This window comes from Streptomyces sp. SudanB25_2051 (assembly GCF_964272635.1).
Lineage (GTDB): Bacteria > Actinomycetota > Actinomycetes > Streptomycetales > Streptomycetaceae > Streptomyces.
The window spans coordinates 5,137,471-5,162,169 of the sequence record NZ_OZ186787.1 but is presented as its reverse complement, the minus strand read 5'-3'; the positions used below and the strand labels follow the sequence as shown (position 1 = coordinate 5,162,169).

At 76.4% G+C, this 24,699-nt stretch carries 10 protein-coding genes; 3 read left to right on the top strand and 7 right to left on the bottom strand.

The window, feature by feature from the left end; genetic code table 11:
• Position 1: 1 nt before the first annotated feature.
• Genes ACSUPT_RS23075 through asnB form a run of 4 tightly spaced genes read right to left on the bottom strand, consistent with a single transcriptional unit; the run spans position 2 to position 10,984 of the window.
• Positions 2 to 6,628 (bottom strand): amino acid adenylation domain-containing protein, encoded by a 6,627-nt coding sequence (locus ACSUPT_RS23075; RefSeq protein ID WP_436945409.1) that lies wholly within the window; start codon positions 6,626 to 6,628, stop codon positions 2 to 4.
• Positions 6,625 to 8,358, bottom strand: coding sequence for a non-ribosomal peptide synthetase (locus ACSUPT_RS23070; protein ID WP_399219431.1), 1,734 nt, complete (start codon positions 8,356 to 8,358; stop codon positions 6,625 to 6,627). Before ACSUPT_RS23070 ends, ACSUPT_RS23075 begins: the two co-directional genes overlap by 4 nt.
• On the bottom strand, positions 8,355 to 9,107 hold the full coding sequence (locus tag ACSUPT_RS23065) for an aspartate/glutamate racemase family protein (RefSeq protein ID WP_351968326.1): 753 nt from the start codon (positions 9,105 to 9,107) through the stop codon (positions 8,355 to 8,357). Before ACSUPT_RS23065 ends, ACSUPT_RS23070 begins: the two co-directional genes overlap by 4 nt.
• Positions 9,104 to 10,984, bottom strand: coding sequence for an asparagine synthase (glutamine-hydrolyzing) (gene asnB, locus ACSUPT_RS23060; protein ID WP_403505166.1), 1,881 nt, complete (start codon positions 10,982 to 10,984; stop codon positions 9,104 to 9,106). The genes ACSUPT_RS23065 and asnB overlap by 4 nt, the downstream gene beginning before the upstream one ends.
• 221 nt (positions 10,985 to 11,205) lie before the next feature.
• On the opposite strand from asnB, the gene ACSUPT_RS23055 reads away from it, so the two are divergent.
• Entirely contained in the window at positions 11,206 to 11,982 is a 777-nt protein-coding gene (locus tag ACSUPT_RS23055; protein WP_351968325.1) for a thioesterase II family protein, read from the top strand.
• A gap of 80 nt (positions 11,983 to 12,062) precedes the next feature.
• On the opposite strand, the gene ACSUPT_RS23050 is transcribed toward ACSUPT_RS23055, so the two are convergent.
• From ACSUPT_RS23050 to ACSUPT_RS23040, 3 genes are all read right to left on the bottom strand, one after another.
• Entirely contained in the window at positions 12,063 to 19,376 is a 7,314-nt protein-coding gene (locus ACSUPT_RS23050; RefSeq protein WP_436945408.1) for an amino acid adenylation domain-containing protein, read from the bottom strand.
• 311 nt (positions 19,377 to 19,687) lie between these two features.
• Complete coding sequence (locus ACSUPT_RS23045; protein WP_351964973.1) at positions 19,688 to 20,188, bottom strand: GNAT family N-acetyltransferase; 501 nt, start codon at positions 20,186 to 20,188, stop codon at positions 19,688 to 19,690.
• 69 nt (positions 20,189 to 20,257) lie between these two features.
• Positions 20,258 to 22,594, bottom strand: a complete 2,337-nt coding sequence (locus tag ACSUPT_RS23040) for a M20/M25/M40 family metallo-hydrolase (RefSeq protein ID WP_436945407.1) — start codon at positions 22,592 to 22,594, stop codon at positions 20,258 to 20,260.
• Positions 22,595 to 22,777: 183 nt separating this feature from the next.
• Between ACSUPT_RS23040 and ACSUPT_RS23035 the strand changes: the two genes are divergently transcribed.
• Positions 22,778 to 23,689 (top strand): ABC transporter ATP-binding protein, encoded by a 912-nt coding sequence (locus ACSUPT_RS23035; protein ID WP_351964975.1) that lies wholly within the window; start codon positions 22,778 to 22,780, stop codon positions 23,687 to 23,689.
• A 146-nt stretch (positions 23,690 to 23,835) separates the two neighbouring features.
• Positions 23,836 to 24,675 carry an ABC transporter permease gene (locus ACSUPT_RS23030; RefSeq protein WP_351964976.1) on the top strand — a complete coding sequence of 280 codons (840 nt, stop codon included), beginning with the start codon at positions 23,836 to 23,838 and terminating at the stop codon, positions 24,673 to 24,675.
• Positions 24,676 to 24,699 lie beyond the last annotated feature (24 nt).

Below are 24,699 nucleotides of genomic sequence, written 5' to 3'. Positions count from 1 at the left end.
GTCAGTTACTCCTTGTCGTTGGGTCGGTGCGGTCGGCGGCGCGCCCCCGGGCGCGGGCCCGTGCGGCGGCGCGGCGCCGGCTGCCGCGCGCGGCGGCCTCGTCCGCCCGCGCACCGGCCGGGCCACCGGGCGGGGTGGCGGTCGGGGCGCCGCCCGGCGCGTCGAGACCGGCGACGAACTCGGCGACGGTGGGGCGGGCGAAGATGTCCACGAGCCGTACGGGGCGGCCGAGCCGCTCGGCGAGGTCGAGCTGCAGCCGGGCGGCGAGCAGCGAGTTGCCGCCCGCCTCGAAGAAGTTGGTGTGGCGGCCCACGGCCCGGTCGGCGCCCAGCACGCGGCGCCAGGCGTCGGCGACGAGCTGTTCGGCGCCTTCCGCCGGCGGCGCCGACGCGTCGGGCACGGCCACCTCCGGTACGGGCAGCCGGGCCCGGTCCCGCTTGTTGGTGCGGGTGCGGGGCAGGGCGTCGAGCAGCACCACCCGCTCCGGGACGACCGCTGCGGGCAGCCGGTCGGCGAGGAGCGCCCGCAGCGCGGCGGGGGTGGCGTCGCCGGTGACGACCGCGTATCCGATGAGCCGGGGCGCGGACGGGGTGCCGTGGAGGGCGGCGGCGGCCTCCCGTACATCCGGGTGGGACTCCAGGATCGCCTCGATCTCCTCCAGCTCCACGCGGTTGCCGTGGATCTTCACCAGGCCGCCGGTGCGGCCGGTGAAGGCGAGCTCGCCGTCGGGCAGCACCCGGCCGAGGTCGCCGGTCCGGTACAGCGTGCCGCCGGGCCGCCACGGGTCGGGGACGTACGCGCGGCGGCTCTCCTCGGGCCTGCGGTGGTACGCGCCGGCGAGGAGGTCGCTGCGCAGGTGGATCTCGCCGACGACGCCGACCGGGCAGGGGCGGCCCCGGTGGTCCAGCACGAGCGCCTCGCGGCCGGGGATGGGCCGCCCGATGGGCACGGACGACGGGAAGCGCTCCCCCGGCGCCAGCTCCCGGTGGGTGGCCAGCACGCATTCGGTGGGCCCGTACAGGTTGTGCAGGCGGGGCCGTACGGGGCGGTCCGCCCAGGCGGCGGCGAGCGACGGGGGCAGCACCTCCCCGGCGAGCAGCAGGTGCTCCAGGTCCGGGAGCGCGGCGCCGTCGCGGTCCAGGGCCTCGGTGAGCACGGTGAGGAAGCCGGGCACGGTCTGGATCTGCGTGACGCGTTCGGCGCGCAGCCAGGACGCCAGCGCCACCGGGTCGCGCCGTACGTGGTCGGCCGGGACGCACAGGGCGGCGCCGTGGCACAGCGCGGCGAACACCTCGGTGTAGGCGGCGTCGTAGGTGAACGGGGCCCACTGGGCGACGCGGCTGCCGGGCCGCACCCCGAAGGTCTCACCCTGCCAGTGGGCGAACTGGGCGAGCGTCGCGTGGGGCAGGACGATGCCCTTGGGGCTGCCGGTGGAGCCGGACGTGTACACCAGGCACAGCGGGTCGTCGCCGGTCGCCTCGTGCGCGGGCCGGACGGCGGGCGCGCCCGGTTCGGCGCCGGGCCCGGGGAGCGCCGGGTCGAGCGGCTCGACGGGGACCCCGCCGAACGTCCCGGCGGCCGCGTCCCACAGGTCCGGCAGCGCGGCGAGGGAGGACTCGGCGGCGAGCACGCACAGCGGTTCGGCGTCGTCGAGCACGGCCCGCAGGCGCGCCGCGGGCGAGTCGGCGTCGAGCACGGCGAACGCCGCACCGGCCTTCGCCACGCCGAGGACGGCCGCCGTCTGCGCGGGCCCGGTCGGCAGCAGCACGGACACGAAACGTCCCGGCCGCGCGCCCCGGTCGAGGAGCCGGTCGGCGATCCGGTCGCTCCAGGCGTCCAGTTCCCCGTAGGTGACGGACCGTCCGTCGTGGCGGACGGCGACCGCGTCGGGGTGTTGCGCGACGCGGGCCCGGAACAGTGCGTGGACGGGCGTGGCGTGGGCCTTGCGCCAGGTCCCGGCGGGGGCGGCGGGGCGGGGCGACGGGGTCTCGGTGTGGTCCGGGTCGACGGGGGCGGCCGCCGCCTCGGCGTCCGGGTCGTCGAGCGCCGCGCGCAGCAGGGTCTCCAGGTGGCGGGCGAAGCGGGCCGCCCACGCGGGCGTGAACCGGCCGGTCGCGAACTCCAGTACGCCGTCGATCCGGTCGGGGTGCTCCTCCAGCGCCAGGGTGAGGTCGTACTTGGCGGTGCCCGTCGGGACCGGCAGCAGCTCACCGGAGGCGTCGCCGAGCCGGACCCGGGCGGGCAGCGCGTCCTGGAGGACGAGCGTGGCCTGCACGAGGGCGGGCCGTGCCGGGTCGCGGGGCAGGCCCAGGGCGTCCACCAGGCGGTCGAGCGGCACCAGGGAGCGGTCGAGGTCGTCCGCGAGGCGCCGCCCCGTGCGCCGGGCGAGCGCGGCGAACGACACGTCGCCGCGCAGGTCCACGCGGACCGGCAGGGTGGTGACGAGGGACCCGATCAGGTCGTCGAGGCCGGGGGCGCCCCGGTTGGCGGCGGGCACGCCGACCAGCACGTCGTCGGTGCCGCCGTACCGGCCGAGCAGCGACGCGTACACGCTGAGCAGCAGCGTGAACGGGGTGACCCGCAGCCGGGCCGCCGCCGCGCGGAGCCGTGCGGTGTCGCCGGGCGCCAGCCGGAACGGCACGGTGGCGCCCGCGCCGGCCGGCCCCGGGGCGGCGTCCGGGTCGGCGGGCAGGTCCAGCACGCCGGGGTGGCCGTCGAGGCGGTCGCGCCAGTACGCGAGGTCCGCGTCGCGGGCCGCCCGGGCGGCGGGGGTCGCCAGGGCGGCGGCGTGGCGGGCGAAGTCCAGGGCGGGCGGGGCGGGGAGCGGGCCCGCGCCGGTGTGGTGGGCGTGGAGCGCCGCCAGTTCGCGGACGGCGACGCCGATGGACCAGCCGTCGACGGCGAGGTGGTGGGCGGTCAGCAGCAGCACGGGACCGGACGCCTCGTCGGCCGTGCCCTCCGCGTCGGTGTGCAGCAGGGCGACGCGCAGGAGGGGGCCCTCGGCGAGGTCGAAGGGCCGGGCGGCCTCGGCGCGCAGGACGCCGTCCCGCCACTCCTCGACCGCCTCCGCGCCCCGGGCGCGCACCTCCTCGGGAGCGTGCAGGACCGTGGGGCGCACCGATTCGGCGGGGAGCGGCAGCAGGACGGGGCCCTCGTCGGTGAGCGCGCAGCGCGCCGCGAGTATCCGGTGGCGTCCGGCGAGATCGCGCAGGGCGCGGCCCAGCGCGCCGGTGTCGACGGGCCGGTCGAGGCGGACGGCGGCGGCCAGGTTGTAGGCGGCCGACTCGGGGGCGAGGCGCTGCGTGATCCACAGCTGGCGCTGCTGGTCCGTGAGGGGCACGGGCCCGTCGGGCGCGGCGGCGGCGGCCATTCCGGTGCCGGGCCCGGCGGCCTCGCGCGCGGCGCGGGCGAGGCCCCGGGGGGTGGGGTCGGCGTAGAACGCGGCGAGCGACGGGGCGTGGCCGAGTGCGTAGCGGGTCCGCCCGAGGAGGCGGGTGGCGACGATGGAGTTGCCGCCCGCGGCGAAGAAGTCGTCGGTGGCGCCGACCGTGTCGGGCGCGGCGCCCAGGAGGTCGGCCCAGAGGGCGGCGACGGCCCGTTCGGCGTCGTCGGCGGGGGCCGTCGGCACGCTGGCCTGGGTCAGGGCGCGCGCCCGGAGGGCCAGGGCGGGGCGGTCGACCTTGCCGCTGGTGTTGAGCGGCAGTTCGCCGACGGTCGCGATGACCGCCGGGACGACGGCGGCGGGCAGCAGGCCCCGCAGGTGGCGGCGCAGCACGGCGTCCGGCGTCTCGGTGGAGCCGTCGTCCGCGCCGTGCGGGGCGACGCCCTCCGTACCGTCCGGAGCGCCGCCGGGATCCCCGTCCGGGACGACGAACGCGACGAGCCGGGGCGCGGCCGGGCGCTGCCGGTCGACCACGACGGCGGCGGCGCGCACCAGGGGGTGGGCCGTCAGGTGGGCCTCGATCTCGCCGAGTTCCACGCGGTGGCCGAGGATCTTGACCTGCTGGTCGGCGCGGCCGAGGACGACGATCCGCCCGTCGGGCAGGTAGCGCGCCAGGTCGCCGGTCCGGTAGACGGGCGCGGCGGGGTCGCCGGTGCCGAGCGGGTCGGCGCCGACCGGGTCGGGGACGAAGGCGGCCTCGGTGAGGTCGGGCCGGTTCCAGTAGCCGGCGGCGACGCCGGACCCGCCGATGACGAGTTCCCCGGTCGCGCCGAGCGGGACGGGCCGGTCGTGCCGGTCGAGGATGTGGCAGTACGTGCGGGCCAGCGGGCGGCCGACGGTCACCGGCTCGCCGGGCAGGACGCGCCCGGCCGTGGACCAGATGGTCGTCTCGGTGGGGCCGTACAGGTTCCACAGCTCGGCGCCGCGCTCCACGAGGCGGGCGGCGAGCGCGGGGTCGAGGGGTTCTCCGCCGCTGAGGATCCGCAGGCCGGGCAGGCCCTGCCAGCCGCTGTCGACGAGGGCCCGCCACAGCGACGGCGTGGCCTGGACGAGCGTGGCGCCGCAGTCGCGCAGCAGCGCGGCGAGGCGGGCGGGGTCGCGCACCGTGTCGTGCGGGGCGACGACGACGCGGCCTCCGGCGACGAGCGGCGCGAACAGCTCCAGTACGGAGATGTCGAACGTCAGGGCGGTGACGGCGACCAGCACGTCGCCGGCGCCCATGCCGGGTTCGCGGGCGACGGCGTGCATCAGGTTGGCGACCCGGTCGTGCGGCACGGCCACGCCCTTGGGGCGGCCGGTGGAGCCGGAGGTGTACATCAGGTACGCCAGGGACCGAGGCGGCGGTCCGTCGGGGAAGGGGACCGGCCCGGTGGGTCCGGTCTGCGCCAGCAGGTCGGCGCACGCGGCGAGGGCCGGGCCCCCGTTCGGGGCGGGCCGGTCCGGGTGGCCGGTGACGAGGAGCCGGGCGCCGCTGTCCGCGAGGACGTACGCGGCCCGCTCGTCCGGCATGGTGTCGTCGAGCGGCACGAGGACGGCCCCGGCGCGCCATATCCCGGTGACGAGCGGGACGAGGGCGCTGTCGCGGGGGGCCAGGAGGGCGACCCGGTCGCCGGGGCGCACGCCGTGCCGGCCGGCCAGCCGGGCGGCCACGCGGTCGGCGGCCCGGTCCACGTCGGCGCGGGTGAGGACGTCGTCGCCGTGCCCCACGGCGGGCTCGTCGCCCCGCCGGGCGGCGAGGGCGCGCAGCGCGTGCGGGACGGATGCCCACGGGGCGGGGGCGCGGTCGGCGGTGTTGAAGCCGGTCACGACGCGGCCGTACGCCTCGGGGGCGGCGACCGGCAGGTCGGCGAGCGGGCGGGCGGGTTCGGCGACGGCCGCCTCCAGCAGGCACAGCAGACCCTCGGCGATCGCGGCGACGGTGTGCGGGGCGAGCGCGGCGGTCCGGTACTCCAGGCCGGCGTCGAGGTCGCCGGACGGCCTCGGCCGCAGGAACAGCGACAGGTCGTACTTGGCGGTCCCGCTGTGCGAGGGGGCGGGCACGGTCTCGACGCCGGGCAGGGCGAGGGTCGTGGTGGGGCCGCTGTGGAACGCGTACATGAGCTGGAACAGCGGGGAGCGGCCGCCGGCCGCCGGGGCGAGGTCCTCGACGACCAGGTCGAAGGGGGTGTCCCGGTGGGCGAGGTCCGCCTTCAGGTCGCGCCGGGTGCGGGCGAGGGCCTCGTCGAAGGTGGGGGTGCCGGAGAGGTCGACGCGGTGCGCGATGACGTTGAGGAGCGGGCCGACCATGGCGCCGAGCGCGGGCCGGTTGCGGGTGGCGACGGGCATGCCGACGACCAGGTCGTCCTGGCCGGTGAAGCGCTGGACGACCGCGCAGAACGCGGTGAGGAGCGTCGCGGGCAGCGTGGCGACGCGGCTGCGGGCGAGCGCGGCGAGGCGGGTGACGAGGCCGGCGGGGAGCGTGAAGTGGTGGACGGCGCCCGCGGTCTCGTCGGGGCGGGCCGCGCCGGACGGCGCCGGTTCGGCGGGGAGGCTCAGCACGGGCAGTTCGCCGCCGAGCCGTTCCCGCCAGTGGGCGAGCCCGTTCCCGGCGGACGGGTCGGTGCGCTGCCAGGCGGCGTAGTCGCCGAAGTCGAGGCGCTGCGCGGGCAGTTCGGGCAGGGCGGGGCCGCCGCCCGTCTCGGCGGCGTACTGGGCGGCCAGTTCCTCCAGGAACACGCCGAACGCCCAGGCGTCCACGACGATGTGGTGGGCGACGAACAGCAGCAGGTGGCGGTCGCCGCCGAGCCGGAACAGGCGGGTGCGCATGAGCGGGGCGCGGGTCGGGTCGAACGGCTCGGTGGCCGCCCGGGCGACGAGTCCGGCCAGGCGCTCCTCGCGCGCGTCCTCGGGCAGGCCGGAGAGGTCGGTGAGCTCGACGGCCGGGCGGGTGCGGTCGGCGAAGTGCTGGTAGGGCTCGCCGTCGTCGCCGGTGAGGACGGCGCACCGCATCGCCTCGTGACGGGCGGCGAGGACGGCGAGGGCGCGCTCCAGGGCGTCGGCGTCGACGGGACCGGTCAGGCGGAACGCGGCGGTCTCGTTGTGCAGGGCGCTGCCGGGCAGCAGCTGCTCGGCCCGCCAGATGGCGCGCTGGGCGTACGAGAGGGGGGCGCGGTCCCGGTGCGGGCGCGGGGGCAGGGGCGCGCTCATCGGCCGCTCCCGCCGGTGACGGCGGCGGCGAGGCCGGCGACGGTGGGGTCCTCGGCGAAGACCCGCAGCGGCACGTCGACGCCGAACCGCGAGCGGAGCCGGTCCAGGAGGCGGGCGATGGCGAGGGAGTCGCCGCCCAGGAGGGTGAAGCTGTCGCGGCGGCCGACGGCGGACAGGTGCAGCAGGTCGCACCAGAGCGCGGCGATCTCCGCTTCGGCGCCGTCGCGGGGAGCGTCGTCGGCGGTGGCGGCCCGCACCGCGGACGGCACGGGCAGGGCGCGCCGGTCGGCCTTGCCGTTGAGGGTGCGCGGGATCGCGGCGAGCCGTACGTACAGGGAGGGGCGGCTGCCGGGGTGCAGCCCCGCGGCGGTGTGGGCGCGCAGCTCCTCGTCGGTGACGGTGTCGTCGGCGACGACGTAGGCGCACAGCACGGGGTCGGCGTCCTCGTCGTCGGCGACGGCGGCGGCACAGGCGTCGCGGACGCCGGGGTGGCGGCGCAGGACGTCCTCGACCTCGCCGAGTTCCACGCGTACGCCGTTGACCTTCACCTGCTGGTCGCGGCGGCCGAGCACCTCCAGGACGCCGTCGTCGCGCAGCCGCCCGAGGTCGCCGGTGCGGTAGGCGTGGGTGCCGGTGAACCCGCCGGGGCGGCCGTCGAGGTAGCCGCGGAGGGGGAAGGGGGTGTGGATCTCGATCTCGCCGATGGTCCCGGTGACGGGCGCGCCCGCGGCGACGACGCGGACCTCGACGCCGGGCATGGGCAGGCCGGCGGGGACGGTGCCGGCGTCGGCGTCCTCGGCCCCGAGGCGCCGGTACACCTTCGTCATGGTGGTCTCGGACGGGCCGTACAGGTTGACCAGGGTCTTGTCGTCGCCGAACAGGCCGCGCCACCAGGCGACGTCGGAGGGGCGTACGGGTTCCCCGGCGAGGAGGACGGTCCGCAGCGCGGGCAGGGACCCGGCGGTGAGGCCGGCGGCGCGCAGGGTGCGGAAGACGGTGGGCACGCAGTGCAGCACCTCGATCCGCCCGGCGTCGAGCCACGCGGCGAGTCCGGCGCCGACGGGGACGGCGCCGGGCGGGGCGGCGTGGACGCTGCCTCCGGCGCGGAGCGGCAGGAGCGTGTCGCGGAGGAAGGCGTCGAAGCCGGGCGAGGTGAGCAGGGACACGCGGGTGCCCGGTCCGATGCCGAACTCGGCGGTCTCCCAGTCGAGGAAGTGCTCGACGGCCTCAAGGCTGCCCCTGATGCCCTTGGGGCGGCCGGTGGTGCCGGAGGTGAAGTAGACGTATCCGGCGTCGGGGGTGCCGGGGTCGCGCCAGTCGTCGGCGTGCCAGGTGCCGTGCTCGGCGTCCTCGGCGTCGATGTAGCGGAGGGTGTCGTCGTACGGGCCGCCCGCGGCGAGGGCGGCGCGTCCGGCGCGGTCGGCGACGACGGCGGTGGGGCGGAGGTCCTCGGCGATGGCGGTCCAGCGGGCGGCGGGCTGGCGGGTGTCGACGGGCGCGAAGGCGCGGCCGGTGGCGGCGCAGGCCAGGATGGCGGCGATCACCGGGGCGGGCTCGGCGCAGGCGACGAGCACCGGTCCCTCGCCGTCGGCGAGGTGTTCGCGCACTCCGGCGGCGTGGGCGGCGAGCCGCTGCCGGGTCCAGTCACCGGAGGGCGTGGCGAGGGCGACCGCCTCCGGGTCCTTCTCCACGTGGTCGGCCCAGTGGCGCAGGATCGTGGTGTGGCTCACAGCTCTCCGTTCTTGATCCGCCCGGCCACGACGGCCAGGGGGTCGATGGCCGGGAACTCCGCGGAGAGGCCCGCGGCGGTGATGGCCTGGGTGACGAGGTGGAGTTCGGTGCAGGCGGCGACGAAGTCCCGTACGCCGTAGCGGGGCAGGGCCGCGCGCAGGAAGGCGACGGTGCGCAGCGGGTCGCCGCCGGCCTTGAGGCGGTACACCTCGCGGTGGAGGGCCTGCTGGTCGTCGGGGCTGAGGGCGACGAGGTGGCGGACGGCGTCGTGCGGGCCGGTGGTGAGGAGCCCGGCGCGGGCGGTGCCCTCGGTGCACAGCAGGAGGTGGGGGCGGGCGGTGCGGGCGAGTTCCTCGTGGACGACGTCCACGAGGGAGACGCAGCGGCCGAGGAGGTCCGGGGGGAGGTCGCCGAGGACGCGGTGGGCGGTGACGCAGGCGACGACGACCCGTTCGGCGCCCGCGGCGACGAGGCCGCGCACGGCGCGCTCGACGGCTTCGCGGAGCGCTTCGAGGCGGCCGGTGCCGATGGCCTCGGTGCGGTCCACGACGGCGGGGTCGGACCACAGCAGGACGCGCGGCGACTCCTGCTCGGGGCGGCCGTCGGCGGGCAGGTAGACGCTGCGGAGCAGTTCGGTGGAGGCGAGGGGGCCCATGCCGCCGACGACGCCGACCAGGGGCAGGCCGGGCCGGACCGGGCCGGGCGCGGCCGTCGCCGGGCCGGTGCCCGGCGCGGCGAGGGGTGTCATCCGAGGCACGGCAGCCCGAACTCCTCGACGAAGAGCGCGAAGGTGGCGATGACCATCAGGTAGTCGGTGTCGAGGTGCGCGTGCACCTGGTCGCCCCGGTCGCGGTGGTGGCGTACGAGCGCGGACACGGTGTCCGGGTCGAAGTAGCCCTGCCGCCGCACGAGGGACGGGGAGAGCAGTTCCTCGAACCAGTCGGCGCCCGAGTTCAGCAGGTGGCCGCTGGTCTGGCCGCGGAAGCCGAACTTGGGGCGGGCGAGGACCTCGCCGGGGACGAGCGGCCCGGCGACCCTGCGCAGGACGGCCTTCTCGGCGCCGCCGGCCACCATCAGCCCGGGGTGGAGCGCGACGGCCTGGTCGACGACGGGCCGGGCGAGGAACGGGAAGCGGGGCTCCACGGCGTTGGCGAGGGCCATGCGGTCCCCGTGGTCGCCGAGGAGGTGGTCGGCGAGGCGCAGGTGGAAGTCGAGGTAGGAGCGCTGGTGCAGGGGGTGGCGGCCCTTGAGCCGGTCGGCGTCGACGAGCCGCTGCGAGGTGACGGCGAACGCGTCGAAGGACGGGGCGAGGTCGGCGGAGTACAGGTCGCGGCGGAACTCCTGGGCGGCGACCTGGTCCTGCTCGTAGCCGATGTCGACGCCCCACATGCGCTCGCGGATCTCCCGCTCCAGGTGGGCGTCGAGGCCGGTGAGGCGGCTGCCGCCGAGCCCGGCGGCGTCGTACCGATATCCGGGGTAGCCGCCGAACAGCTCGTCGGCGCCCTCGCCGGTGAGGACGGCGACGGTGCCGTCGGCGCGGACCGCCTCGGACAGCTTGAGGGAGCAGACGTTGTACGACTCGCGGACGGGCGTCTCGGCGTGGCGCACCATGGCCCGCAGCCGGTCGGCGACGTCCGCGGCGTGGACGGGCACCTCGTGGTGGCGGGTGCCGAGCTTCGCGGCGACGAGCCGCTGGTGGGGGCCCTCGTCGAAGTCGTGGCCGGGGAAGACGACGGAGTAGCTGGGCCAGGGGTGCCCGGGGCGGGCCCGGGCGGCGAGCGCGGCGAGGAGGCTGGAGTCCAGACCGCCGCTCAGGTACAGGCCGACGGGCACGTCGGCGACGAGCCGGTCGCGGACCGCGGCGTCGAGGAGGGCGGCCACGCGGTCGGCGGCGCCCGCGAGTTCCGCCTCGGGGTCGGCGCCCAGCGGGGGGAGGTCCCCGGCGTCGGGGTAGTCGAGGTCCCAGTACCGCTCCACGGTGACGCCGGAGGCGTCGGCGACGAGCCGCTCTCCGGGGCGCAGCGAGTGGATGCCCTCGAACATGGTGCGGGGGCTGACGAGTCCGGGGAGGGTGAGGACCTGGTCGAGGCCGCGCAGGTCGACGCGGGGCCGCACCGCCGGGTGGCGCAGGATCGCCTTGATCTCGGAGCCGAAGACGAGCAGTCCGTCCACGACGGTGTAGAACAGCGGCACGATCCCCGCGTGGTCGCGGGCCAGGAGGAGCCGCCGCGCGGTCGCGTCGTACAGGGCGAAGGCGAACTGGCCGTCGAGGCGCTCGGTGAGGCCGGTGCCGTGGCGGCGGTAGAGGTGGACCAGCACCTCCGTGTCGCAGGCGGTGCGGAACCGGTGCCCGGCGCGGGCCAGTTCCTCGCGCAGGGCACGGTGGTTGTAGATCTCGCCATTGCAGACGGAGACGAGGTCGCGGTCCTCCGAAAAATGCGGCTGATTACCCCGTTCCAGATCGTTCAGGGCGAGCCGGCGAAATCCCAGCGCGATCCCTTCGCCGACGTGTCGACCGGCGTCGTCCGGACCTCGGTGGACAAGTTCGGAAATCATTTCCGAAAGGACATGGGTTTCTATCGGACGCGCCCCGTCGAGGGAGAACACACCCGTAATTCCGCACACGTTGGAAAATCCCCGTTTCACACCCGCACGGCACTTCCGGATGCGAGTGTCACGCTAGCCCACCGACATACCAAGGTCAACAAAAAGTTATTCATCACCCCTCGCCGCTACGTGCTTTGACGGATCGTCGGGCTGGCCCGCCGGACGAATTCCTGAATAAGGTCTCGGTACGGGCCGCGGGACGGCCCGGAAACCCCACCCGGACAGAAGGGCAGAACGCAGTGACGCGCAACCGATGGACCCCTTGGGACTCCGACCCCGCCGTCGACGGCGGCACGGAGGCGGTGCGGGTCTACTGCCTCCCGCACGCCGGCGGCTCGGCGGGCTCGTACCGGACCTGGGCGCGCTCCCGGCACGTGCCGGGCCTCGCCTTCGTGCCGGTGGAGCTGCCGGGCCGCGGCACCCGCATGGCCGAGCCGCTGCCCGCCTCCATGGACGAGGTCGTGGACGGCGTCCTGTCGGCGCTTCAGGCGCGGCCGGAGCACGAGCCGTTCCTGCTGTTCGGGCATAGCATGGGCGCCCAGATCGCGTACGAGACGACCCGCCGCCTGGTGGCCGCCGGCCGCCCGCTGCCGCGCGCCCTCGTGGTGTCCGGGTGCCGTCCCCCCGGCGCGCCCGTGGCGCTGCCCCTGCACGACCGGGACGACGACGAACTGCTGGAGGGCATCGTCGAACTCGGCGGCACGCCCGCCGAGATCCTGGCGCACCGGGAGCTGCTCGCGATGCTGCTGCCCGTGATGCGCGCCGACCTGGGGCTGCTCGCCCGGTACATGGAGGCGGTCCGCCCGACGGTGCTGCCGTGCCCCCTGGTGGCGCTCGGCGGTGAGGGCGACCGGCTCTCCGGCCCGGAGTGGATCGACGGCTGGCGCTCGGTGACCGCGGGCGGGTTCCGCCGGCGGATACTCCCCGGTGACCACTTCTTCCTCCACGACGAGGTGGACGCCGTCATGCGGGAGATCGCCGGCGCCGCGGAGGAGCACGTCGGCGCGGCCGGCTGAGCCGGTCCCCCGCCGCCCGGCGCCCGCCGCGCCCCCCGCCCGGGGGCGCGGCGCCCCGGGGCGGGGGGCGCGGCGGCGGGTCACCGGGCGTCCAGGCGGGACAGCTCGGCCGCGAGGACCCGGCCGATGGCGTCGATGTGGCCGGGCTCCACCAGTTCGAGGTGCTGGGCGTCCACCGGGTGGTCGGTGACCGGCCCGGTGAGGTACGGCGCCCACAGCTCGGGGGTGCTCGCCCGGCCCACGGCGGCCTCCCGCCGCACCTCCGCGGTGGCCGTGAAGGTGAGCAGCCCGCCGTCGTACGTGCGGGGCGTCCAGCGCACCATCAGCTCGCCGTGGTAGCGGCAGGTGTCGATCATCGCGGCGAGCGCGGCGGGGTCCGCCGGGGCGGAGGCGCCCATCGCCGGGGCGAGCAGCCGCAACAGCTCGTCCGGTCCGGCGACGCGGGTGCCGTCGGCGACGGCGGCGATGTCCTCCGGCGGCGCGCCCACCGCGTCGAGCAGGGCGCTCAGCACGTCCCTCTCGCCGACCGGTGCCGCGTGGGCGCGCCGGTCGTGCTCGGTCGGCGGCACGCTGTCCATCAGGGCGACCAGGTCGACCCGCTCGCCCTGCTCGCGGAGCTGGACGGCCATCTCGTGGGCGACGACGCCGCCGAAGGACCAGCCGAGGAGCCGGTACGGGCCGTGCGGCTGGATCTCCCGGATCCGCGCCGTGTACTCGGCGGCGAGGCCGCCGAGCGTCCCGGGGCGGGGGTGCCCGCAGGCCGGTCCGGCGCCCTGGAGGGCGTACACCGGCTGGTCGGGGCCGAGGGCGCGCAGCAGCCCCACGTATCCGAAGCCGTCGCCGACGACCGGGTGGACGCAGAACAGCGGGACGCGGGTGCCCTGGGTGCGCAGCGGCAGCACCGGCTCCCACGGCACCGGGCCGCCGTCCGGTACGGCGCCGCCGCCGGGCGTCCCGGCGAACCGGCCGTGCAGGGCCGGGTCCCCGGCGATCCGGGCGGCCAGCGCGGCGGCGGTCGGGTGGTCGAAGAGGGCGCGTACGGCGAGGTCCACCCCGGTCTCCGCGCGGATCCGCTCCACGAGCCGGACCATCATCAGCGAGTGGCCGCCCAGCAGGAAGAAGTCGTCGTCGGGTCCGGCGCCGGGCACCTCCAGGATCTCGGCGAACAGCTCCGTCAGGGTGCGCTCCAGCGGCGTGGCGGGCTGCCGGGCGCCGCCGCCGGCCGAGGCCGGGGCGTCGGCCGGCTCGGGCAGGGCCGCCCGGTCCAGCTTGCCGTTGGGCGTGACGGGCAGCGCGTCGAGCGTGACGTAGCCGGTGGGCACCATGTGCTCGGGGAGCCGGGCCCGCAGGTGCTCGCGCAGCTCCTCGGTGGCGGGCGCGGCGCCCGCGGGCACCACGTAGGCGACGATGCGGGGCGCGCCGTGCCGGTCCTCGCGGACCAGGACGACCCCGGCGGCGACGGCCGGGTGCTCGCCCAGCGCGGCCTCGATCTCGCCCAGTTCGATGCGGAAGCCGCGGACCTTGACCTGGCCGTCGACGCGGCCGAGGTACTCGACGGCGCCGTCGGGCCGCCAGCGCGCGAGGTCGCCCGTGCGGTACATGCGGGAGCCGGGCGGGCCGTACGGGTTGGCGACGAACCGCTCGGCGGTGAGCGCGGGGCGGCCCAGGTACCCGTGGGCGAGCTGGACGCCGTCGAGGTAGAGCTCGCCGGCGACGCCGGGCGGGACGAGCTGGAGTTCCGCGTCGAGGATGTGGACGCGGGTGTTCCACACGGGCCGGCCGATGGGCACGGGACGGCCGTCGTCGTCCTCGGGGCGGCAGGTCCAGGCGGTCACCTCGATGGCGGCCTCGGTGGGCCCGTACTGGTCGACCAGCCGGACGCCGGGCAGCACCTGGTGGAAGCGGCGGGCGGTGGCCGTCGTGAGGGCCTCACCGCCGACGATCACCAGCCGCAGCGAGTCGCAGCGGCCCGCGTCGGGGTGCTGGAGGAAGGCGTCGAGCATGGAGGGGACGAACTGGGCGACGGTGACCCGCTCGGAGCGGATGAGGTCGCACAGGTACGCCGGGTCGCGGTGCCCCTCGGGCCGGGCGACGACCAGGGTGGCACCGGTGGTCAGGGGCCAGAAGATCTCCCAGACGGACACGTCGAAGCTGGACGGCGTCTTGTGGAGCACCCGGTCCCGGTCGGTGAGCAGGTACTGGTCCTGGCCCCAGCGGAGCCGGTTGGCGACGGCGACGTGCGGGACGACGACGCCCTTGGGGCGGCCCGTCGACCCGGAGGTGTAGATCACGTACGCGGGGTCGTCGGGGGCCGGCGGGGTGGGCGTCCCGCGTTCGCCGCCGTCGCCGTCGGCGGGGCGCGGCGCGAGGAGGGCGACACCGTCCGGGACGCGCAGCCGCTCCGCCTCGCCGGGCGCGGCGATCACGGCGGTGGGCCGGGCGTCCTCCAGCATGAACGCCAGCCGGTCGACCGGGTAGTCGGGGTCGAGCGGCACATAGGCGGCGCCCGTCCGGTGCACGGCGCACACGGCGGCCACGAGGTCCACGGAGCGGGGCACGGCGACGGCGACGAGCGATCCTGGCCCGGCGCCGAGCGCGGCGAGCCGTCCGGCCAGGTCGTCGACGAGCGCGTCGAGTTCGGCGTACGTGGTCTCGACGCCCTCGAAGACGACGGCCGTGGCGTCGGGGGTCCGGGCGAACTGCCCGGCGACGGACGCGGCGAGCGTGGTGGGCTCCAGTTCGCGGCGGGTGTCGTTCCACTTGTCGAGGACGAGGCGCCGCTCGTCGTCCGAGAGGAGCCCGATCCGGCCGATGCGCAGGTCCGGCTCGGCGGCGGCCGCGGTGAGCAGCCTGGTGAGCCGTTCGGCGAGGGCCGCGGCCGTGGCGTCGTCGAACAGGTCGGTGCGGTACTCGACGGTGCCCCGCAGCGGGCCCTCCGTGCCGTCGTCGGCGCGTTCGGCGGCGAGGGTGACCGTCAGGTCGAACTTGGCGGGCGCGAGCTGCACGGTGAGCCGCCCGGCGGTGACGCCGGGGATGTCGAGCCGCACGTCGGCCCCCTGGTCCACGACGAGGGCCACCTGGAACAGCGGGTGCCTGCCGGGCTGCCGTTCGGGCCCGACGAGGTCCACCAGCTGCTCGAACGGCAGGTCCTGGTGGGCGTAGGCGGCCACGTCCAGGTCGCGGACCCGGTCCAGCAGCTCCCGGAACGTCGGGTCGCCGGCCGTGTCGGTGCGCAGCACCAGCGTGTTGACGAAGAAGCCGACCAGGTCGTCCAGGGCGGCGTCGGTCCGGCCGGCCACCGGGGCGCCGAGGGGGATGTCCGTCCCGGCGCCGAGGCGGGTCAGCAGCGCGGCGAGGCCCGCCTGCACGGCCATGAAGAGGCTCGCGCCGCTCTCCCGCGCGAGCGCGGCGAGCGCCCGGTGGGTGTCCGCGCCGATCTCGACGGGCACGGTGCGCCCCTCGTGCCCGGTCTCGGGGGTGCGGCGGCGGTCGGCGGGCAGCGGTATCTCGTCGGGCAGTCCGTCCAGTACGGCCCGCCAGTGGTCCCACTGGGCGGCGGCGAGCGTGCCGGGCGTGCGGGCGTCGCCGAGCAGGTCGTGCTGCCACAGGGTGTAGTCGGCGTACTGGACGGGCAGGGGCGCCCAGTCGGGTGCGCGGCCCTCGGCGCGGGCCCGGTAGGCCGCGCCCAGGTCGGCGGCGAGCGGCTGGAGGGACCAGCCGTCGCAGGCGATGTGGTGGACGGTCAGCAGCAGGATGTGCCGGCCGGGGCCGAGCAGGTAGAGCCGGGCGCGCAGCGGCGGCCGGGACGCGAGGTCGAACGGGACGGAGGCGGCGGCGCGCAGCTCCGCCTCCAGGGCGGCGCCCTCGGCGCGGGCCGGGTCCAGCGGGGCGATGTCCAGCAGGGACGGCAGCTCCGCCGGGTCGAGGACGCGCTGGTGGGGCACGCCGTCGCGGTCGGGGAAGACGGTGCGCAGCGCCTCGTGGCGGACGACGACGTCGTGCAGGGCGGCGCTCAGGGCGCCGATGTCGAGCGGGCCGTCGAGGCGCAGCGGCAGCGGGATGTGGTAGGCGGGGCTGTCGGTCTCCAGGCGCTGGAGGAACCACAGCCGGCGCTGGGCGTGCGACAGGGGCGTCTCGGCGGGCCGCTGCGCCGGGGTGAGCGCGGGGCGGCGCGCGCCGGTCCCCTCCGGGCCGTCGGCGCCGCCGAGGAGACGGGCGAGCCCGGCGGGGGTGCGGGCCTCGAAGACGGCCCGGATGGGCAGTTCGGCGCCGGTGGCCGCGCGGACCCGGCTGACGAGCCGCATGGCGAGCAGCGAGTGGCCGCCCAGCCGGAAGAAGTCGTCGTCCGGGCCGGCCTCGGGCAGCCGCAGCACCTCGGCGAACAGGCGGCACAGGGCCGCCTCGCGCTCGTCGGCGGGCGGGCGGCCGGGGCCGCCGGTGACGCGCAGGTCCGGTTCGGGCAGGGCGCGCCGGTCGAGCTTGCCGCTGACCGTGAGCGGCAGGCGGTCCACGTGCGCGTAGGCCGCGGGCAGCATGTAGGCGGGGAGGCGGGCGGCCAGGTGCTCGTGGAGCTCGGCGGCGCCGGGCGCCGGCCCGCCGGGCTCGGGGACGACGTGGGCGGCGAGGTACGGGTCGCCGTCCTCCTCGCCGCGCACGGTGACGGCGGCCTGGGCGACGGCGGGGTGGCCGGCGAGCTGCGCCTCGATCTCGCCGGGTTCGATGCGGAAGCCGCGGATCTTCACCTGCTCGTCGGCGCGGCCGAGGTATTCGACCTGTCCGTCGCGGCGGAGCCGGGCGAGGTCGCCGGTGCGGTACATGCGGGTGCCGGGAGGGCCGTACGGGTCGGTGACGAATCGTTCCGCCGTGAGGGCGGGGGCCCCGAGGTAGCCGCGGGCGAGCTGGGGCCCGGCCAGGTACAGCTCTCCGGGCACGCCGAGCGGGGCGGGCCGCAGCCGCTCGTCGAGGACGTACGCGCGGACGTTGTCGAGGGGCCGGCCGATGACGGGGGTGGGGCTGTCGGCCAGTTCGCAGCAGAGCGCGTCGACGGTGAACTCGGTGGGCCCGTAGTAGTTGTGGACGTGGGTGTCCCGGACGGCGGAGAGCCGCTCCCACAGCTCGGGGCCGACGGCCTCGCCGCCGAGCATCAGGACGCGCGGCCGGTGGTGGTCGCCGTCGTCCAGCAGCCCGGCCGTCAGCAGGGCCTGCGCGTAGGTCGGCGTGAGGTCGAGGAAGTCGAGCCGTTCGCGCCGCACGTGGGCGACGAGCGCCTCGGGGTCGAGGCGGACCTCGTCGGCGAGGAGGTGCAGGCAGTGCCCTTCGAGGAGCCAGAAGAACGGCTCCCAGGCCGTGTCGAAGGTGATGGAGGCGACCAGCCCGACGCGCAGCCGCGTGCCGTCGGCGGGCGCGTACCGGCGGGTCATGCGGACGCGGTGGTGCTCCGCGAGGTGGGCGAGCGCCCGGTGCTCGACGGCGACGCCCTTGGGGGTGCCGGTGGAGCCGGAGGTGTGGATGACGTACGCGGTGTCGGACGGGCCGGTGGGGGCGGCGCGGTCGGCGTCGGAGAGGTCGGTGTCCGGGTGGGCGGCGAGCGCGGCGCGGACGCCCTGGTCGTCCAGCGCGAGCGCGGGGACCCCGGCGGGCAGCCGGCCGGCGGTGGCGGCGGTGGTGACGGCGCAGACCGGGCGGGCGGTCGCGGCGACCGCGGCGATCCGCTCGGCGGGAGTGTCGGGGGTGAGCGGGGTGAAGGCCGCGCCGGACTTGAGGACGGCGAGCAGCGAGACGGCCAGCTCGGCGGTGCGGTCGAGGACGACGAGCACGGGCCGGTCGGGTGCGGCGCCGCGGCGGACCAGCTCGCGGGCGAGCCGGTTGGCGCGGGCGTTGAGCTCGCCGAAGGTGAGCCGTTCGGCTCCGGCGACGAGGGCGGGCGCGCCGGGCTCGGCGGCGGCGCGCTCCTCGAACGCCTGGTGGTAGGCGAGTGCGGGCACGTCGAGCGCGGGTCCGTCCCACAGCGCGGCGAGGGTGTCGCGCTCGTCGCCGGCGAGCACGTCGATGTCCCCGATGTGCTGGTCGGGGTCGACGGCGACCCGTTCGAGCAGCAGGGCGAGGCGCCGGGTGAGGGCCTCGGCCCCGGCCCGGTCGAACAGGTCGCTGCTGTACTCGACGAAGCAGGTCAGCCCGGCCGGTTCGCCGTCGGCGTCGCGGCGCTCCATGACGTTGAACGACAGGTCGAACTTGGCGCCGCCCGGGTCGGCTTCGACGACCTCGCAGGTGACGCCGGGCAGGGCGAGGGCGGCCTCGGGCAGGTTCTGGAAGGCCAGCATGACCTGGAACAGCGGGTGCCAGCCGAGGGAGCGCGGCGGGTTGAGCGCGGTGATCAGCCGCTCGATGGGCATGTCCTGGTGGGCGAAGCCCTGGAGGTCCGTGCGGCGCACCCGCTTGAGCAGTTCGCGGAAGGTGGGGTCGCCGGAGGTGTCGATCCGCAGGACGAGCGGGTTGACGAAGTAGCCGACGACGTCGTCGTAGCGGGAGTCGCCGCGTCCGGCGGTGGGGCTGGCGATGGGCAGGTCGTCGCCCGCGCCGGACCGGCTGAGGACGGTGGCGAGCGCCGCCTGGACGACCATGAAGAGGCTGACCCGGCACGACCGGGCGAGGGCGAGCAGGTCCCGGTGGAGGGCGGCGGGGATCTCCCAGGGGAAGTAGTCGCCCTCGTGGGACATGACGGCGGGACGCGGCCGGTCGGTGGGCAGCGGCAGGCAGTCGGGTATCCCGGCGAGCGCGTCCTTCCAGTACGCGAGCTGGCGGCTGATGCCGCTGTCGGGGTCGTCCAGGCTGCCGAGTCCGGCGTGCTGCTCGGTCGCGTACGCGGCGAAGTCCGCGGGGAGCGGCGCCCATACGGGCGCGCGCCCCTCGGAGCGGGCCGTGTAGGCGGCGCTCAGGTCGCGGGCGAGCGGCGCCATCGACCATCCGTCGCCCGCGATGTGGTGCTGGACCATCAGGACCAGGTGGTCCTGCGGTCCGAGGACGAAGACCCGCATGCGCAGCGGCACTTCGGCGGCCAGGTCGAAGCACTCGCGGCAGGCGGCGGCGATCAGCTCCGGGAGGTCCGCCTCGTCGGCGGGACGCACCGTCAGCGGCACGGGGACGTCCCGGGGGTCCAGGACGCGCTGGTACGGGGTGCCGTCCCGTTCCGGGAAGACGGTCCGCAGGGCGGCGTGCCGGTCGATGACGTCCCCCAGCGCGTCGCGCAGGGCGTCGACGTCGAGCGGGCCCCTGAGGCGGAGCGCCACCGGCATGTTGTAGGAGGCGTCACCCTCCTGGAGCCGGTCGTTGAACCACAGCGCGAGCTGTGCGTAGGACAGCGGGATCTCGCCCGGCACGGTGCCTTCGCCCTGCACTTGCTGTTCCTCCCCGTGGACGCGGACGGCCCCCTGGGAGGCTGCCGCGTCAGGCCGTTGCGTTGGGTCTGCGTCGTGGTGGTGCGTGGTGGTGCATGGTGCTGGTGGTGCTGGGTGGTGCGGTGGTGCTGGTGGTGCTCGGTGGCGCTGCGGTGTCGGTGCTCAGTGGTGCTGGTGGTGCTCGGTCGTGCGGTGGTGCCCGGTCGTGCGGTGGTGCTCAGTGGTGCGGTGGTGCCGTGACGCGGGTGGCGCGCCGGCGCACCCGTGGCGGCCGGCGCTGCCGTGCGGCGCCCGCGCGGGCGGGGCAGCGGTCAGCCGGCGGTCCAGTGGTACGTCATGTCGGGCTCGTTCTCCTCGTTGCGGCTGCCGTCGTTCAGCTCGCCCGCGGTGAAGCCGTGGCGCTCGTAGAAGGCGCGGGCCTCGGTGTTCCGCTGGAAGACGTGGAGGGACAGCTTCTCCGGCGACGCCTCCCGCACGGTCTCCAGCAGTGCCGTGCCGATGCCCCGGCGCCGTACGTCGGGGTGCAGGTACAGGTGCTCGAGGACGGTGCCGTCGAGGGAGGCGAAGCCGACGATCTCCGCGGGGTCGCCCAGTTCGGCCACCCAGACGGTGGTGTCGGGCAGGACGACGGCCTCGATCCAGGCGCGGGTCTGCTCGTCGCTGTACAGCCGCGGCAGGTACGGCATGGTGGCGGTCCGGGAGGCGAGGAAGACCGCGGTGACGGCCTCGCCGTCGGCGGCGGTCGCCCGGCGGATGCGCGGGGTCTCCGGCTTCTCGGCCGGGTCGGCGCCGTGGGGAGCGGAGGAGGTCATGGGGACTCGTTTCTGTCGTGGGTGGGAAAAGGGGTCTCGTCGGTGGTGCGGGACCGGGGGCGCCGGTGCTCAGAGGGTGTGGACGCGGCTCGCGAAGGAGAGCCCCGCCGCGTCGGGGACCCAGGTGAGGTCACCGGGGCGCGGCCGTCTCAGCTCCCCCTCGGGGAGCCCCGCGTCCTGCGTCATGGCGAGCACCCGCAGCGGCTTGCCGCCCCGGACGGTGAGGGCCACCTCGTGGCCGCGCGGCGAGGGCGCCGCGAGCAGCAGCCCCCACTTCCACGGCGAGCCGGCGTGCGGGCGGTTCTCCCCGCCGGGGAGGTCCTGCGTCCCGGCGGGCGCGCCGAGCAGGCGGGCGCCGAGGACCTCGGTGGCGGACGTGTCGACGTACAGGGCGAGCAGGACGGGTGTGCCGCTCTCGGCCTTCACGGAGAGGCGTACCGTCCGGGTGGCGCCGCTGCGCGTGTCGGAGACGGTCGTGATCCGGGGCCGGGAGACGGGGGCGACAGGCGCCTGGCCCGCCAGGAGGCCGCCGGGCGGGGCGGCGAGCGCGGGCGACCACGCCTCCAGCGCGCCGGTGCGGGAGGCGCCGGTGTGGGCGGTGACCCACGGGTGCGCGTCGGCGTCCTCGGACACCCAGTAGGCGCGGCCCCGGTCGGCGTCGAGCGCGTACATGAGGCTGACGGGCCGGGGGTGTTCGGCGTCGGCGCGGCCGGTCAGGGCGTTGGCGCCGACGAGCGCCGTCCCGGTGGCCGCGAGGGCCGCGCCGGCCGCGACGACCCGCCGGCGCGGGGCGGTCCGCAGCGCCACGGCAGCCGGGAGCGCGGGCAGGGCGAGGGCGAGGGCCACCAGGACCAGTGGCGCCGCGGCGGAGGCCAGCCCGAGGGCGGGGAAGAGCAGCGCGACCAGCGGGGCGGTGACCACGGTGCCGGGCAGCGCGCCCAGCGCGAGGGCGGCCGCACGCCACGGCGAGTCCTGCGGGGCGCGGACGGCGAGGAGCAGACCGGCGGCCCCGCCTAGCGCCGTCCAGGTGAACACGTACGCGGCGCCGGGCAGCAGCACGGCGACGGGCACGGCCAGCAGCGCGGGCCACACGAGGACGCCGACGGCCGCCTCCGTGAGGGAGCCCCGGGCGCGCCGCGCCGTCCACACGGCCCACAGCGCGGTCACCGTGGCGGTGAGCAGCAGCAGCCCGGCGACGGCGGGGCCCGTCCGGTACGGATCCCCGAGGTGGAACAGGGCGTAGTCGGGGCGGAGCAGCAGCAGCCCCTGCCAGGCGGCCCAGCCGAGCGCGGCGGCCGCGGCGAGGGTGAGCGGGAAGGTCAGCGCGGACCGCACGGCGGCACGGGCCCGCAGGGCGCGGCGGCGGTGGGCGTACCAGGCGGCCGCGGCGAGCGCGGCGGGGGCCAGCAGGGCCAGCGGCAGCACCGCCCCGGCGGGGTAGCGGACGAGCAGCGGGCCCGCGTTGAACCAGGTCGCCTCCGGGGCCTCGGTGACGTCCCGGAGGTCCGCCGCGGCGAGCGCGCGGACGGCGGACAGGGCGGTTTCGCCGAGGTCCTGGAGGCTGCCCGGGTCGAGGTGGGCGGCGTCGTCGCCGGGCCCGTGGTAGCGGGCGCTGCCGCCGATGACGGCGAAGTTCAGACCGGTCATGCCGGCGGCGCGCAGCGGGGTCAGGTCCGTGTCGTGCGGCAGCAGCCGGTAGATCTCGTCCGACAGCGACGTGGCCACGGGCGGGGTGTCGGCGAGGGCGTCGGCCAGGGCCGCGCTGTGGGCGCCGGTCTCGAACATGACGGCGCGTCCGCTGGTGCCGCGCGCCTCCAGGTTGACGACGACGTGCGGCTCCCGGGCGGCGGCTCCGAGGCTCCGCAGATGGGCGCGGGCGCCGAGCTGGCCGGTCTCCTCCATGTCGGTGAGGAGCAGCACCACGTCGTTGCGGGGGCGGGGCCCCTCGGTCAGGACGCGGGCGATCTCCAGCACGGACGCCACGCCGAGGCCGTCGTCGGAGGCGCCGGGGCCGGTGGGGACGGAGTCGGTGTGGGCGACCAGCAGCAGCCTGCCCGTGGAGGAGGTCCCCTCGATGGTGGCGGTGATGTTGTGGACGCGTCCGGCCAGGTGCGAGGAGTCCCGGCCGGGCAGCACCTCCATCGCCTCGCTCTGCGCGGGTTTCAGCCCCAGACGTGTCAACTGCCCCCGCACATAAGCCCGTACGGCTTCCGCTTCCGGTGTTCCGGAGGGATGGGGCGCCCGCGCGAGATGCGGAACGTGGAGCCGGGCGCGTTCGGCGGAGAAGACGGAGGACGCCGCGTCGGCGGGAACGGGATCCGGCACGGCACGCACGAGAATCGCGCTGCCCGCGGCGGCCAGTACGACCAGCACGACAGCGACGAGCGCGGATACGCGCGACCTCATGAAGCCCCCGGATTCGACGAAGCGCCCTCGTGGGGGCTTGATCGATGCGGAACCTACCAGTGATCACCAGGAGTTGAAAGGGGTTCACAAAAGGGCCTCACCTGCGGTTGTATGGCTGGTGCACCCGGGATGACGCCATTGCGCCCCAGGGCCGCACCACGTTTTCAAAGGGGGAATTCACGGGTGAGCGTCCCCGTAGTCCATTTCCAGGACGTCGTGAAGACCTACGGCACGGCGAACGCCCTCGACGGGCTCGATCTGGAGGTTCCCCCGGGCCGGTTCTTCGGACTTCTGGGGCCGAACGGCGCCGGCAAGTCCACCACCATGCGCCTGATCACCGGGCAGAGCCGGGCGACCGGCGGCACGGTCGAGGTGCTGGGGCACGCCATGCCCGCGGCGTCGCGTCGGGTCCGCTCGCTGCTCGGCGTCGTACCGCAGGAGGACAACCTCGACATCGAGCTGACAGTCCGTCAGAACCTTGAGGTGTTCGCCCGTTTCAGCGCCCTTCCGCCCGCCGAGTGCGGCGCGGCGGTGGACCGGGCGCTGGCGTCGGTGCGCCTCATGGACCGGGCGGACAGCCGTGTCGAGGCGCTGTCCGGCGGCATGCGGCGCAGACTGCTGCTGGCGCGGGGCATCCTCACCTCCCCGCGGCTGCTGCTCCTCGACGAGCCGACGGTGGGCCTGGACCCGCAGATCCGGCAGGACCTGTGGGACGTCATCGAGGCGCTGCGCGAGACCGGCACGACGGTGCTGATGTCCACGCACTACATCGAGGAGGCGGAGCGCCTCGCCGACGAGGTCGCCATCGTCTTCGCCGGCCGGCTGATCGCCCGGGGCACCCCGGCCGAGCTGCTGCGCGCCCACGCCGGGGCGCAGGCCGCCGAGTACCGGGGGGACGCGTCCCGCCGTGCGGAGGTGGAGGCGCTCGTGGCGGGGGCCGGGCTCACCAGCAGGCGCACCGGCCTGTCGGTGTCGGTGCTCCGCGCCGAGACGATGCCCGAGTCGCTGCGCGCCGCGCTGGGCGCGCCGGACGTGCTGCGGCCGACGACCCTGGAGGACGTCTTCGTGATGCTGACGGGCGAGCTGTTCGTCTGACCCCGAGGCCGCCGCGCCGCGCCCGAGGCACCGCTCCACCGGTACTCCGCCGGTGGGCGGCGCCGTCCCGGACCGCCGGCGCCCCGCCCTCCCCCGCGCGGCGCCAGCCGCGCACCGATCCCGGCCGACCAGAAGGGACCCACTCCATGTCGAGGGCCGCACCGGCTCTACCCGCGCAGCCGCCGGCCGGCGCGCCCGTATCCGAGGACGGCGCCGCGGCCACCCCGGCGCTGATGCCGTCCCTGCGCGCCGTGTGGCTGCGGGAACTCCTGCTGTTCAAACGCTACTGGCCGGCGATCACCTTCGGCTCGCTCGTCGAACCGCTGGTCTACATGGCCGGTTTCGGGCTGGGCTTCAGCCGCCTGGTCGACTCGGCCGAGGGCCGCCCGTACCCGCAGTTCCTCGGCATCGGCATGGTGGTGACCTCGGTCCTCTTCGCCTCCGCCTTCGCGGGGATGTTCGAGAGCTACAACAGGCGCTGCTACCAGCACCTGTACGACGCGGTGCTGAGCCGCCCGGTCGACGTGTGGGAGCTGGTCACGGCCGAGGCGTCGTGGATCGCCGTCAAGTCGTCCGCTTACAGCTCGGTACCGCTGCTCGTCACGGTCGCGATCGGCCTGCCGTTCACACCGTCGCTGCTGCTCGTCCCGCTGATCACGCTGGTGGCGGGCCTGGCGTTCGCCCTGTGCGGGATGTGGGTCTCCACACTGGTCCCGGCCATCGACTGGCTGCGGCTCGTCGTGTCGGGCGTGCTCACCCCGCTGGTGATGGCCGCCGGGGTGTTCTTCCCCCTGACGGGGCTGCCCGGCTGGGTGCAGGCCGTCGCGGCGGTCAACCCCATCCACCACTGCATGCAGCTCGTCCGGCACGCCGCGTTCGGCACGCTCGGCACGGGGGACCTGCTGCACCTGGCGGTACTCGCCGCCTTCACCGTCGCCGCGTGGTTCCTCGCCGTACGCGGGATGAGCCGCCGCCTCTTCGACTGACCGAGCCACCGACAGGAGCGCACG